This window comes from Psychrobacter sp. 72-O-c, from assembly GCF_904846605.1.
Classification (GTDB): Bacteria; Pseudomonadota; Gammaproteobacteria; order Pseudomonadales; family Moraxellaceae; genus Psychrobacter.
On record NZ_CAJHBI010000025.1, the window covers coordinates 1 to 14,395 of the forward strand.

General features: G+C 42.5%; 11 protein-coding genes. 3 read left to right on the top strand and 8 right to left on the bottom strand.

The window, feature by feature from the left end; translation table 11 throughout:
• Window positions 1-403: 403 nt before the first annotated feature.
• A complete protein-coding gene (locus tag JMX97_RS09840; protein WP_201557650.1) occupies window positions 404-2,083 on the bottom strand; it encodes a GMC family oxidoreductase in 1,680 nt (559 codons plus the stop codon).
• 241 nt (window positions 2,084-2,324) lie between these two features.
• Between JMX97_RS09840 and JMX97_RS09845 the strand changes: the two genes are divergently transcribed.
• Window positions 2,325-2,963 (top strand): DJ-1/PfpI family protein, encoded by a 639-nt coding sequence (locus JMX97_RS09845; RefSeq protein WP_201557652.1) that lies wholly within the window; start codon window positions 2,325-2,327, stop codon window positions 2,961-2,963.
• 266 nt (window positions 2,964-3,229) lie between these two features.
• Here JMX97_RS09845 and JMX97_RS09850 read toward each other — a convergent pair whose 3' ends face one another.
• Complete coding sequence (locus JMX97_RS09850) at window positions 3,230-4,513, bottom strand: saccharopine dehydrogenase family protein (protein WP_201557653.1); 1,284 nt, start codon at window positions 4,511-4,513, stop codon at window positions 3,230-3,232.
• A 261-nt stretch (window positions 4,514-4,774) separates the two neighbouring features.
• Entirely contained in the window at window positions 4,775-6,031 is a 1,257-nt protein-coding gene (nspC, locus tag JMX97_RS09855) for a carboxynorspermidine decarboxylase (protein ID WP_201557654.1), read from the bottom strand.
• A gap of 167 nt (window positions 6,032-6,198) precedes the next feature.
• Here nspC and JMX97_RS09860 point away from each other — a divergent pair, with 167 nt between their 5' ends.
• On the top strand, window positions 6,199-6,882 hold the full coding sequence (locus tag JMX97_RS09860) for a DUF924 family protein (protein WP_201557656.1): 684 nt from the start codon (window positions 6,199-6,201) through the stop codon (window positions 6,880-6,882).
• A gap of 28 nt (window positions 6,883-6,910) precedes the next feature.
• On the opposite strand, the gene JMX97_RS09865 is transcribed toward JMX97_RS09860, so the two are convergent.
• From JMX97_RS09865 to lpxB, 3 genes are all read right to left on the bottom strand, one after another.
• Window positions 6,911-8,125, bottom strand: coding sequence for a CAP domain-containing protein (locus tag JMX97_RS09865; protein WP_201557658.1), 1,215 nt, complete (start codon window positions 8,123-8,125; stop codon window positions 6,911-6,913).
• Window positions 8,126-8,498: 373 nt separating this feature from the next.
• Window positions 8,499-9,383 carry a ribonuclease HII gene (locus tag JMX97_RS09870; RefSeq protein WP_201557660.1) on the bottom strand — a complete coding sequence of 295 codons (885 nt, stop codon included), beginning with the start codon at window positions 9,381-9,383 and terminating at the stop codon, window positions 8,499-8,501.
• Window positions 9,384-9,413: 30 nt separating this feature from the next.
• Window positions 9,414-10,715 carry a lipid-A-disaccharide synthase gene (lpxB, locus tag JMX97_RS09875; RefSeq protein ID WP_201557662.1) on the bottom strand — a complete coding sequence of 434 codons (1,302 nt, stop codon included), beginning with the start codon at window positions 10,713-10,715 and terminating at the stop codon, window positions 9,414-9,416.
• A 406-nt stretch (window positions 10,716-11,121) separates the two neighbouring features.
• Between lpxB and JMX97_RS09880 the strand changes: the two genes are divergently transcribed.
• Window positions 11,122-12,204, top strand: a complete 1,083-nt coding sequence (locus JMX97_RS09880; RefSeq protein ID WP_201557664.1) for a 3-deoxy-7-phosphoheptulonate synthase — start codon at window positions 11,122-11,124, stop codon at window positions 12,202-12,204.
• Between the two features lie 72 nt (window positions 12,205-12,276).
• Here the strand turns inward: JMX97_RS09880 and JMX97_RS09885 are convergent, their stop codons facing one another.
• Together JMX97_RS09885 and JMX97_RS09890 are read right to left on the bottom strand one after the other, a co-directional pair.
• Window positions 12,277-12,564 carry a hypothetical protein gene (locus JMX97_RS09885; protein ID WP_201557666.1) on the bottom strand — a complete coding sequence of 96 codons (288 nt, stop codon included), beginning with the start codon at window positions 12,562-12,564 and terminating at the stop codon, window positions 12,277-12,279.
• A 1-nt stretch (window position 12,565) separates the two neighbouring features.
• Entirely contained in the window at window positions 12,566-14,395 is a 1,830-nt protein-coding gene (locus tag JMX97_RS09890; RefSeq protein WP_201557668.1) for a Na/Pi cotransporter family protein, read from the bottom strand.

Sequence of the window (14,395 nt, forward strand, 5' to 3'; positions counted from 1 at the left end):
TGAGAGCTATGAGTCTATTGTTGATGCGGCTTGCTGTGCTTGGAATAAGTTGCTTGAGCAGCCAGAGAGGGTTCGCTCCTTGACTACTCGAACTTGGGCACAACTTTAATTATTGGGATTGGTATAACACCCCCTCCTTAATGTAAATATAGATTGTTTCTCGACTTATTAGTATATCAAACAGTCTGTTTGATTTTATGAATGTCAGACCTTTGATATTGAAGTCAACTGTAGGTTAGGACTATCAAGAGTGACTGTCTTATACCTCATTAGCCTATATAAAGTGAGACGGTACTAAATATACAAAACTGAATTAAAAAAGCTCTCCAGTTCTGTATAGAGATACTGGAAAGCTTTTTTTAAATCTAAATCTTGAAAATTGATCCATTCTCATAAAATAACATTATGCAAAAGCAGGCTCTTTAACCTTGACCGAGTTAGCGTGTTCATCCTTCGTCGGGCGAGCAATAGCCGCATGCTCAGCCTTAATCTGGTCAGCCATTTTTTCGGCAATAGCGATGGTTGGGCCATTGGTATTGGCACTGATTAGCGTGGGCATAATCGAAGCATCAACCACACGTAGTCCGTCAACGCCTCTGACTTTGAGGTCTATATCCACAACCGACTGGCTGTCCGAACCCATGCGACACGTCCCTATTGGATGATAAATAGTATCCGATTTGTTCCGTATATAGCCTAACAAACCGTCCTTTTCAATATAAGGCGCCGCGTAGTCTTCGGTGACGTATTTTGCCATCGGTGCCTCCGTCATAATCTCACGGGTGCGCTCGGCACCTGCCATCATATACTCAACATCTTTTGGATGAGACAAATAGTTGGGATCGATTAGTGGTGCCGCGCTGGGGTCTGTAGAGGCCAGTTTGACTGTACCCCGACTTTCAGGTCGCAAGTAACAGCTATGGATAGAGACGGCATAACCCCACTTCAGTGAACGTCCGTGATCAATCACTCGAGAAATAACAAAATGTAGCTGGGTATCTGGCCAACCCTCTGGTGTCTCATCTTTAGCATTAAAAAAAGCACCTGACTCAGCAAAGTTGGTTGACAACAGCCCAGTACCGTCTTTCCTCCAATGACTCGAGGCCTTTAACAATTTACCCACTGCACCAAAGCCAAGTCCAAACACATCCTTAGTATTCACCTCATAATCAAAGACCACGTCGAGATGATCTTGCAAGTTTTCACCGACATTGGGCGAGTCATAGACCACCTTAATGCCGTGTTCTTGCAAATGATCTTTAGGGCCAATACCTGATAGCATCAATATCTTTGGTGAGCCAAACGTTCCTGCACACAAGATAACTTCTGAACGGGCTTTGATGGTGTATTCTTCGCCGCTCTTATGATAGACCATGCCTGTTGCCCGCTGATCTTCTATTAGGACATGTGATGCCATTGCGCCCGTAACAATAGTAAGATTCGGGCGATCCTCAAAGGGATGCAGATAGGCAGCAGCAGCTGAGCAACGCTCCCCTTGCTTGTCCCCATGAAAGTGGGTGACTTGATACAGACCGGCACCGTCTTGCTTGGCCCCATTAAAGTCAGTATTGTGGTCAATTCCATTGGCGACGCACGCATCAACAAAGGCGCTAGAGATAGGGCGAGGACTGAGTAGTTCAGTGACATGCAGAGGTCCGCTATCGCCGTGATGCTCATCTGCGCCGTGAACGTTGTTTTCTGATTTTTTAAAATAAGGGAGTAACTGATCATACCCCCAACCGTCACAACCCAAGTCAGCCCAGCGGTCATAATCCTTGTGGCTACCTCGGGTGTAGATCATTGCATTAATAGCTGATGAGCCACCCAGACATTGCCCACGCGGCTGATAGCCAAGACGGTTATTAAGGTGAGTTTGCGGCACCGTACTAAAGCACCAGTTGTTTATTTTCACCGGCTTGTCACGCATCATCATAATAACGGCTGCAGGAACACGCACTGCAAGGTCTTTGCCGTCACCGCCAAATTCTAATAGACAGACATTGATACTGGGATCTTCTGACAAGCGGCCTGCCAAGACACATCCTGCTGATCCGCCGCCAACGATAATATAATCAAATTCCATAAATAAAAGCTCCTTGCTTATAGATAGTATCAGTTCAATGACACGCTACTATCATCCTTGATAGTGATATTCTTGATAGTAATGGCTTAGCTAAATTAACTCAACTCTTAGTTAACTATAGCAGACATTATCAACTATATTTGCTTAATTAAAAAAATATAATAGACATTGTCCCTCTCAGTACAGTACAGGTCGCTGCCCATTCATTAATAACTCTTTATTCATTCACTTAGGATCTACTATGAAATCAAAACGTACCGTTGGTATTCTATTATTTAATGAAGTAGAAGTGCTTGCTTTTGCAGGGCCATTCGAAGTGTTTTCACTAGTGGAGAATGCGGAATTAGGGGGAAAAATTTTTAAGGTCGTTACTATTGCTCAATATCAAACACCCATAAGCGCTAGAAACGGACTAAAAGTAATTCCCGATTATACTTTTGACACTCATCCAACTTTAGATGTACTGATCATACCTGGCGGCTATGGAGCTGAAACCATAGAAATAAAGAATCCTGTTGTTATTAACTGGATAGCTGCCCAATCAAACAATGTTGAGCTCACGCTTTCAGTATGCACAGGAGTATTCTTATTGGCTGAGGCTGGATTGCTTTCGGGCAAAAAAGCGACAACGCATTGGATGGATTTAGATCATTTAAATACGGCCTATCCTGATATCAAAGTCATCGCTAACAAACGCTATGTAGATGCAAGTGATGAAAAATCTAGTTTGGTGACTTCAGGAGGTATTAGTTCGGGTATTCATGCAAGTTTATACTGCGTAGAAAAGTTAGTTGATGCACAGACAGCTTACGCTACTGCTGATCGAATGGAATTTGATTGGGACCAAAAGTTAGAGTCTATAGCGTGGGTACAGTCATAGCGCAACCCACTATGTATGTGAAAGAGTTTGAAACATGACAAGCATGAAAAGTAATACGACGTTTCTGCTAGAACCAATATAAAAACTGCAAACCGTGTCACTTCCCGCCTAGCTAAGTAGATAATAGCGGATGGCGAGATTGGCTCCCCTATCCTATTTTAAAAACTTATACCTTAAGGAAAATCCATAAAAAACCCATCTGACTTCTATATTAAGTCAGACAGGCTTTTTTTATACCGATTAGCTAGTTACTTATAGCTAGTTACTTAAATATCAAACGCCAGCGCTCTATCACCATCCACATCTTGAATACGAGTCGGCAAGCCAATCTCATTTAATAGATTAATAAACGGTTTGGCATCAAGCTCTTCAACGTTGACCATTTTGCCCGCATCCCACTCACCAGTAGCGACAAGTATGGCAGCGGCAACCGGTGGCAAGCCAGCAGTATAAGAGATGCCTTGACTGCCCATTGCCTCAAAAGCCTCTTTATGATCTGAGATATTATAGATAAATACCTCAGTATCAACTCCGTCTTTCTTACCTTTAACCTTGTCACCAATACAGGTTTTGCCCGTATAGTTTGGCGCCAGTGAGCTTGGATCAGGTAGGACTGCTTTGACGACTTTTAGTGGGATGACTTCTAAGCCTTCAGCGGTCGTTACGGGCTGTTCGGACAATAAACCTAAGCTTTGAAGGACAGTGAAAACATTAATATAATGCTCACCAAAGCCCATCCAAAAGCGAATGTTTGGCACATCTAAATTGGCTGATAATGAATGAATCTCGTCATGACCGCTTAGATAGCTATTTTGCACGCCAACGACGGGGAAATCATCCGTACGTTTAACTTCAAACATCTTGTTGGATTGCCACTTACTGTCTTGCCATGAGTAAACCGTACCCGTGAATTCACGGAAATTAATCTCAGGGTCGAAGTTAGTCGCGAAGTATTTTCCGTGGTCGCCGGCATTAATGTCGATGATATCAATGTCAGTGACCGAGCCTGCATCCATCATGTCGTAGCCGAGTCTGGCATAAGCGTTAACCATGCCGGGATCAAATCCTGCGCCTAAGATGGCGGTGATATTATTATCCGCACAGCGCTGTTTACGCTGCCATTCATAGTTGTCATACCATGGCGGGGTCTCACAAATTTTGCGCGGATCTTCATGGATAGCAGTATCGATATAAGCGACGCCAGTCTCTATACAGGCTTCTAGTACGCTCATATTAATAAAAGGCGAACCAACATTAATCACGATTTGAATACCCGTATCTTGAATCAGCTGTGTCAGCGCTGGAATATCCATGGCATCGATTTGGTGTGTATGTAAGGTAGCGGATTGCTTAAAGCTATTTTTATCCCGTACACTTTTGGCGATAGCATCGCATTTGGCTTGCGTGCGTGAGGCGATATGAATCGCACCAAGTACGTCGTTATTCATCGCACATTTATGTGCGACCACTTGTGCGACGCCGCCAGCACCGATAATGAGTACGTCTTTTTTAGCTTGATTGGTATTCTTGGTATGTTGAGTTGATTTCAATACAACAATCCTCCTTTGTGTCCCTGTCACCACCATGGTCTTGGCTATTCAAAACAGAAACGAGTGAATGATATGCGTGAATTAAAAAGGAAGACCGAGGAAAACCCACGCACCCGACGAGCAACTTCACCTGCTTTTGCCCGTAGCAATTATAACAATTTTTACCCATCTTTCGGCAATAATTAGCAAATCAGTGAAACCTTGCTATTTGCGAAAGTCACAAAGCTGATAATTTTAAAAAAACCTTAAGCTAAGAAAATCTTAAGACAAGCTGGCCTTGTAATCTTGATAATTAAACTCACGCTGAACCTTAATACTGCCATCAAGGCGACGAATCACAATCGCGGGCATATTGACGCCATTAAACCAATTCTTCTTAACCATCGTATAGCCAGCAGCATTACCAAAGGAAATTTTATCGCCAATTTGTAAGGATTTTTGCAATGCATATTCGCCAAAGATATCACCTGCCAAGCAAGAGCGACCACAGATAATTGTACTATCAGCTGACTTAGCTTGATCAGTTGTTGGTATATTATTAGTATGAGCACTATTATTATGGTCAATGTCAATAGGCGCGATACTAATTGGCTTACCGTTAATAGCCCCTATCGGTGCGGACTCGCGATAAATCAGCAAATCGAGCATGTGCGCTTCAATAGAAGAATCCACTACTGCTATATTTTTTTCATTATGCAAAACGTCTAAAACCGTCGTGACCAACGTGCCAGCGCCATGAATACTGGCTTCACCTGGCTCTAGATAGACTTGCACGCTATACTTTTCGCTAAAGGTTTTCAAACGCTGTGCTAAGTGTTCAAGTGGATAATCAGGGGCGATAAAGTGAATACCGCCGCCTAAGCTGACCCAGTCCAACTGCTGTAAAATGTCGCCAAACTTAGCTTCGATATCAGCCAAGCTGTCACTAAAGGATTCAAAACTGTCGTTCTCGCAGTTGTTATGAATCATAACTCCAGTGATGTCTTTCAGCACCGCTGCGATACTGTCTTTGTTATGCTCACCAAGACGGCTAAAAGGACGCGCAGGATCAGCAATGATAAATGATGAATTACTGGTTTTAGGATTCAACCGCAACCCTACTGGAACATTTTTCGCCTTCGCTTGGTCTTTAAAAGCATTTAATTGTGAAATAGAATTAAAAATAATCTTATCAGCATAGCTGAGCACTTCAGGGATTTCATCCTCGCTATAAGCCACGCTGTAGGCATGAGTTTCTTTTTTATCCTCACTGTCACTACCTGTGTCTTTGCCTTTGCTAAAAGTCTCATATCCTAGGCGCACTTCATTAAGGGACGATGAAGTCGTACCATGTAAATACGGTTGCATCACGTCAAAAACGCCCCACGTAGCAAAGCATTTTAGCGCCAATAACGCCTTCGCACCGGATAGCTCACATAGACGAGCAATAATCTGCATATTAGCCACAATTGCGGCCTCATCAAGCAAATAATAAGGGGTTGGTACGTTTATCCGTTTTACAGTAGATGATGAATTCATAATGAATAACCTAATAGCTTTTTATATTGATGAGAGGCATAACTGTCGTAGTAGTGATGATAAAGACAAGCGAAAACTCACGAAGTATACACAATAATTGGCGGCGTTATGACGCGACTAGATAATTGCGCTATAGTAGTACAAATTCATCGTCATTAGAATAGTTTATGTCTCTATCAACCGATTACTCTACCTCGATAAAACAGCCTGATTCAACCCAGCTTGATTCAACTGATCTCAACTTAGACTACCTTCATTCTGATGCTCGCGCTGTATTAGACTTTTGGTTCGATAAAGATAATGAGCCCTATTGGTTTTTAAAAGACGATAAGTTTGATCAGAAAATCGCTGATAAGTTTGGCGAGATATGGCAGGCAGCATCTCAGGGCGAATGCGTACATTGGCGGCGTACTGAGGGGCAGTTAGAAATCGAAGCTTATACCAATACTGATGATTTGACTACTGACTTAGCCGGACGCTTAGCGGAGATTATTGTGTTAGATCAGTTTTCGCGTAATCTATGTCGGGGGCAAGCATCGGCCTTTGGGCAAGATAAGATGGCATTAGTACTAGCGCAAGAAGCCATTCATCAGACTGCCTTTAACGACCTACCATGGAAATGGCGTCAGTTTATGATTATGCCATTTATGCATTCAGAATCAGCAGCGATTCAGGAACGCTATTTATCTCTATTTGAGCAGCTAGATGATACCGTTTCAATGGACTTTGCTCATGCTCACCAAGCAATTATTGAGCAGTTTGGACGTTATCCGCACCGTAATGCGGCACTTAATCGAACCTCGACTGCTGCAGAAAAGGAGTTTCTAGAGCAGCCGGATTCATCTTTTTAAACACTTCTAATAGCTAATGCGCCGTTATTTAATAATTAACATTGCCAGTCTTAAAGGTAAATGATTTATTAATCGAATCCTTATTATCTACTAGGACATCGAAGCTGACTCTATATTCACTATTGCCATAAAGCCCGCATTGCTGGCTTTGATCTGTAGTGCGTTTGATTTCACAGCTTTCGAGCGCATCGGTAAGCGGTAGAATAAATGCTTCGTTTTTTGGTAGCTCAGAGGTAGTGCCTTTATGTGGGTCTTGGCGATAATCAAGCAAGTTCGTTGGCACATCTACATTACGCTGAACATCGTGAAACTTAATATTGCTCACACGGATCGTTTTGGCTGCTGGCATTCTGATATAGACAGGCTGTCCGATAGGATCTGTTCGTAAGTTGCGTCCTGTTCCTTTGACGGGGCTTGGTGATTCATTATATAGCGCAGTATTAGTGTCGGTTACATTAGCACAAGGATAAGTGAATAAATTATTGGCAGCATTATTTTCGCTGCTTTCGGTCGCGGCTGAAGCGTTGACAAAAACATAGCCTTGGTACTTATCTGCAGCCTTATTGTGAGGAGTATACGCCACCATACCTGACCCTGTTTGGCTGAGATTAGGGGTCATAAGTATGCGCAGATGATAAGGCGCGGCCAATAGTGATTTTGTCATTGCATGTGAGGCATACTCAGGTGATATCACCCTACCGGCAGAACTTTCGGACCTAGTGTGTGCAATGTTTTCAGTGACACCATAAGCTAGATTGGGATAACTGGCTTTGAGCAAGCGCTCTTCAAAACTGACACCGCTAAAGAACGGGTTGTTCGTTCCAGTCGAGTTCTTGATGTCGGCAATCTCATTTTCGGAATGCGCATCAAATATGGTCGGTGTCGAGTTGGAAAACACATACTGTATATACTGAGCATGTTGAGTCGCAATTTTGGTCAGCTCCTCGTTATACTCGACCCCACCAAGCCCGCAGCTCTGCCTTTGTCGGCTAATTAAATTTGAACCTACTAGCGCCGCTTGATCGTAGTTTTTACTATCAACGCTACTGATATTTACCTCAGGATCTCTTACTGGCAAAACAACATCCGGCTTCAGCAGGTTAGGTTGAACTACGGGCTCATTAGATTCTGGCGGAGTAGAGACATCACTTGAGCCACTGTCTGAACCTCCACCGCATGCACTCAATAGCATGGTTGAAAAAATTAGAGTGGCAAGGATTTTTCTTGATGAAAGTGACCTCATGGACTATTCTCTTAGTTTTTGTTTGGCCTCTATTAGCAGACTGCTATAACACTGACCATGATGATATGAGTTAGCGTCATACCGTGATGTAATGAGCTACATTAAGGAATATGGGACAGACTATCATCTATTAAACTTTCATACTTTCATACTTTCATACTTTCATACTTTCATACTTTCATACTTTCATACTTTCATACTTTCATACGGATAATAAAATTTTTCTTATCCATTTTCAATAAAAAATTGCCTATAAACAATAATATGTTTAAGCATTATATTAAAGTTAATTATCTTTAAACTATTAAAATATGCTTAGGCTATCTATCTTAATCCGTGTTCTATTTACATTTTATTATTTATTTGGTGCACTTTATTTATTCTCTAGCGCTCTTCTGACTGGACCAAAGCTACGACGGTGCTCAGGTAAGACGCCATAATCATCGATAGCTTGCACATGCGCTTTTGTTGGATAGCCTTTATGCTTAGCAATACCATATTGTGGATGTTGAGAGTCCAGCTCATACATAGTCTGATCACGGCTGACTTTTGCTAAGATACTGGCGGCAGCGATACTGGTATGACGCGCATCTCCTTTTACCCAGGCTTGGCAGTCAATAGCGGATTTTTCAATGCCTAATGTAGCTAGCTTGGAATAATCCAGCTCCGGACAGCGATTACCATCGTACAGTACTTGCGCTTGCATCTGGCTAGACGCATCTGCCGCATCATTGATAACACTAGCTAACTGTAACTGACTGGCCATCGCCTCTAATAACGCTTCAGTACATAAACGCATGCCCAGCATAGTTGCTTGTAGGATATTCACCTGATCAATCACCGCCGCTGGAATCTCAGCAACGACATAGCCTATCGCATGCTGCTGCACTAACGGATAAAGGATATCGCGCTTTTTTTCACTCAGCTGTTTAGAATCTGTGAGAATAGCAAGCGGTGTGTCTTGTAGCGGCTGTGCTTCAATCAGTCCTGACCAAGCACTAGGTAATATCGCTGCGGCAACATTTACGCTGCCTAGCAAAGGTCCGCGCCCTGCCTCATCGACACCAATTTGTAGCGCTAGTCTATCTAAACTTGGATCTGTGTTTATTTGATGTTCAGATAGCAGCTCAGAGACGTTTAGTTGACCAATCAGATCAATAGGTGCTGCTAAATTAATATACTGCCCTTTAATATCAAGGTGTTCAATAACATTATTAATGGAAATAATACGATTTTCTAGACAGGTCTCAATACTCATAACTTTATAATTTCTTGTTTATTAATTTAATTAACGACTGTTCTGAATAAACCATTGCTCGATCACGCTGTTAGCAGGATCGTGGTTACTTTGCTGCTGTAGTGTTTGTTTGGTGCTAGCGAGGGTTTTTAATTGCTCCATATAAGCGCGCGGCTGCAACAGCTGCATAACCGTCCGGCAGATATTTTCGCCACTCGCCTGCTCTTGGATAAGCTCAGGAACAATCGCCTTACCCGCTAGAATATTAGGTAGCGCCACGTAGGGCACTTTTACCAAGCGTTTGGCGATTTGATAGGTCAGCTGATTTAGCTGATAAATAACTACCATCGGACGTTCAAGGAGCATGGCCTCAAGTGTGGCGGTACCCGAGGCAAGCATAACCATATCTGATGCTGCCATCGCTTGTTGGCTAAAGGCAGGCTGACTGTCATCATAGACCACGACAATAGCCGCTCGCAATTTTTCTGAGCGCTTATCTATCACATCTTGGACGATATATTGGTGATTTTGATCAACGGTTGGAATGATAAAACACAGTTTAGGATCTAGTAATATCAGCTTTTGGATACCATCGAGCATCAGTGGCAAGATAGCTGTGATTTCACCGCGCCGTGACCCCGGCATAACACAAATCAGCTGGCTAACTTCATCGAAACGCTCAATAAAAAATTGCTGCAGACCATCGTTGTGCCAGACCAGCTCACTACGCAGCTGATTGGTTGGTGTGTCTATTAATTGTTGATCAATAGTTCTTAGTAGCGGATGCCCAACACATATCGCCGGATGGTCATAACGCTCGTATACCGATAGCTCGAATGGAAATAGACACAGCACTAAATTGGTCGCTTCCTTAATACCGTGTATGCGTGACTCGCGCCAAGCCCATATTGACGGGCTGACATACTGTACACAGAACACGCCTTGGGGCTTGAGTTTTTTGGCGACTCGTAGATTAAAATCAGGCGCATCAATACCGACAAACCAATCGATATGAGCGGTCTTAAAAGCTTTTAACAACTCACGGCGGGCTTTAAGCAAGTCAGGTAATTGCGCCAATACTTCCACTAAGCCCATCACTGCTAAGCGTGATAACGGGAAAATGCTTTGTAGACCTTGTGCCTGCATTTTCGTACCACCAACGCCTACCCAAACGATATCATCGCGCAAATTATTCATTTGCTGCATAAAGTCTGCACCCAAGCTATCGCCTGACACTTCACCTGCGACAATTCCAATCACTAGCGGCGTGACGGTTACCTGCTGCAGGTCATCATGAGCATGGGTTTGGTAGGTTAAATCAGTAGGTTTGTGAGGGGTAGTAGAATCTGTCATGACAAGCTCTCAATAGTAACAAAGCATAATGGACAACATAAAATATAGCACAAGCAGTTTGTTGTTAGGCGATAACGAATATTACCCTAAGCATGACTGCTTATTTTAGCGTCATGCTGTTTATATCGCCATCATACGTGACGACGATACAAATAGCCAAATTGCAGGGTTATGGGCAACCGATGACCGCTTAAAAAGCCCCTCAATAGATAATGGACAGTCAACGAATCAAGCAGAAAATAACAGTCGAAAATTTGACTAAACGTTCCAATAACTAACAAGCATAACGAAAATTTAGTTTCCTCATTCCAGTTATCAGTTAATTAACTGGCCGACTACCCTTGTCAACTGGCCTTTTTCACCGCATAATGAATATTCCTATAAATTAGCTAAACGACGTATAATCATGACCACACCAGCTACTCATAACGCAGATATTGATGACGTGAATATTGAACAATTCATCCCTTTGATTACTCCCGCTGAGCTAAAAACTGAGCTGCCCCTGACAGAACCTGCCTATAATACTGTCTTAAAAGGCCGTAATACCATTCAAGATATCTTGGATGGTAAAGATAAGCGGCTGTTTGTGGTGATTGGCCCTTGCTCTATTCATGACATTAAGGCAGCACACGAATATGCTGACCGCTTGGCCATATTGGCAAAAGAGGTTGAAGACACTATTTTTGTAGTGATGCGCGTCTACTTCGAAAAGCCGCGCACCACGGTCGGCTGGAAAGGCATGATCAATGACCCTGATATGAACGACAGCTTTGATATCGAAAAAGGTCTGCGTACCGCTCGTAAGCTACTGATTGATTTGAATGAAAAAGGCTTGCCTTGCGCGACCGAAGCACTGGATCCCAATACCCCGCAGTACATGCAAGACTTGATCAGCTGGTCAGCCATTGGTGCACGTACTACTGAAAGCCAAACTCATCGTGAAATGAGTTCAGGCTTATCTTGTCCCGTAGGCTTTAAGAATGGTACGGATGGTGGCATGACCGTCGCTGTCAATGCTATGCAAGCGGTAAAAGCTGGCCATAGCTTCTTGGGTCTGTCATCAGACGGTAAGGTTTGTATCATCAAATCCAAAGGCAACCCTTACGCCCACGTAGTATTGCGCGGTGGTAATGGCAAACCTAACTACGATGAAACGGCTGTTGAAGAAGTAGAAAACGCACTAGCTAAAGGCAAAACCAGTGGCAAGATTATGATCGACTCAAGTCATGCTAATTCTGGTAAAGACCCCTACCTGCAGCCAATGGTCATTAACAACGTTGCTGAGCAAATTCAGAACGGTAATAAATCTATCATCGGTATGATGATTGAGAGCCATCTTAAAGGCGGTAGCCAAAAATTAACCGCTGATTTGGATGCCTTAGAATACGGTATGTCTATCACCGATGGTTGCCTCGACTGGGATAGTACTGTTACTGCGATACATAACCTACGTGATATGGTAAAAGATGTATTGCCCAATCGTTAGTTAGCTAATCATCCGTTATAAGTTTTATGAAAAACCCAAAGCCCGTCTATGCATAGATGGGCTTTTTGTGGTCTATTCTTCTAACTTTTTCTCTTTTTTAACCTTTTTGTCTTTCTTACGTTCTTCTTCAAGTTGTTTTAACAGCTGTAAGCCTTTTTTTCTGTGCGCATGAATTAAGGCGAGTTCGTTAGATATTTTTTCTTTATTGCCATTACCTTCTGCAAACTTTACCTCTAACTCTTTTTCACGTTTGCTTAATTTCTTAAGGACTTGCTTTAAGTACTTAATCTTTGCTTTACACTTCTTGTTCTCTACTCCCAGATATTCTTCTGCTATTTTTATCAATTCATTGGCTTTCATATCAGATACTCCCTTGTTCTTTGATTTTACGAGTGGCAATAGCATCCGCTATTTCTTGATCATCCAACATTAAGCTTTGCTCGACTTCATGTATATTGGCATCAGCACTCTTAAATAGAATCGCGGCAATTTCTAATAGCTGATTGGCTATGTTATTGGTGTAGCTATTGTCGTTCATCAAAGACGTCGCCATAGCACCCGTGACTTTTTTATCTCGAATGAGCTGATCGATATCGACTATAAATTGCTGGTCTGCTTGGGTGACACCAACTCTCAGCGCTTCAATGGTCGAAATCATCGTTCTCAGCTCATCTGGGTCATCCTGCATTTCAGCAAGACTTCTAAGGATAACGCCTAAGCGATAGCGAATTTTATTGTACTCAACGCGCACATAGGGATTAGGGCCATTTAAATATTTGGATAAGTTCTTGTGTAGATGTTTGGTATTTTTGATGCCAGTTAGCATACTTCTGCCAGCAGAGCGCAGCTCAAACATCTCATTATTTTGCTCTTGAGACATATTCTCGTGAGCAGTTCGCCCGATAAAGTTGACTATCTCTGTATAGAGTCCTTTGATTTTATTAGTATATTCCTCATTAAGATTTACGGGAATAGGTTTTTCAAAAGAGTCTACAACTTCTCTAATAGGTGTATTTGAATAGATGTCTTCAACTTTAAAACTCAAGCCATGACAGAGGATGCCAAAGAAGTAATTATATAGATTAAGAGTTTCATTAAGTATCGCCTCTACGGCAAGTTCAGGTAGGTTTAAAGCGGAGTCTTTTAGATATATAGGTTCTGCAATGTCATAGTCTTTATCGGGTAATAGTTTGGTGATGACGTCCCCTAGCTTCTTGATGAAAGGCAGCATCAAGACAACGCCCAGTAAATTAAATAAGGTGTGAAAAACAGCCAATTTAAGGGTGTAGTTGTCAGCAGTTATGTTTAGGCGCTCAGACAACCAATCAACTGCAATCATTAATTGTGAGATTAAGGCGATAGCCACCAATCCGGTAATCACATTAAAAACCAGATGCGCGGCCGCCAGCCGTTTGCCGTTGACACCCACACTCATCGCGCCAATTATCGCGGTGATAGTCGTCCCTACATTACTGCCAATTGCCAGTGCTAAAGCATTGTCGTAAGTTATTTGCTGACTTGCTAGGGCGGTAATAATCAATACCAATGTGGCGTGGCTAGATTGCATGATTACCGTTGCCACAATACCAATTAGGGTATATATCAGCAATCCTTTGAGACCGGTCATAGCGTAAGCGGTTAAATCAATATGCTCACGAAACAGCTCAAAGCCTTCTTTCATATAATGGATACCTAGGAATAAAAATCCTAAACCGGTCAATATATAGCCAATGCCTTTTAATTCTTTAGATTTTTGCAGTATTAAAATGACCCCAAACACCAACATCGGCATCGCATAGGCCGAAATATCAACTTTAAGGCCAAAACCTGCGACCAGCCAAGCGCCTGTCGTCGTTCCTAAATTTGCACCAAAGATAATACCGATACCTGACGCCAAAGTAATCAAGCCTGCAGACAAAAAAGAGATAGCAATGATAGAAACTAAAGAGCTCGATTGCATCAAAGTGGTCGTTACCATCCCAAAGCTCATGCTTTTCCATAAGTTATTGGTGGTTTTTTTTAGAATTTTTTCTAGGAGTCCACCAGTGAAAGCTTTGAAACCTTCTTCCAGCGCTAACATTCCCAGCAGAAACATCGCCACACCCGCAGCGATCTGCTTTAGGTTTGGACTGACCCAAAAGCCATAAGATAGGATAATAAAAACAGTTAACAGTATTATTTTTCTATACAT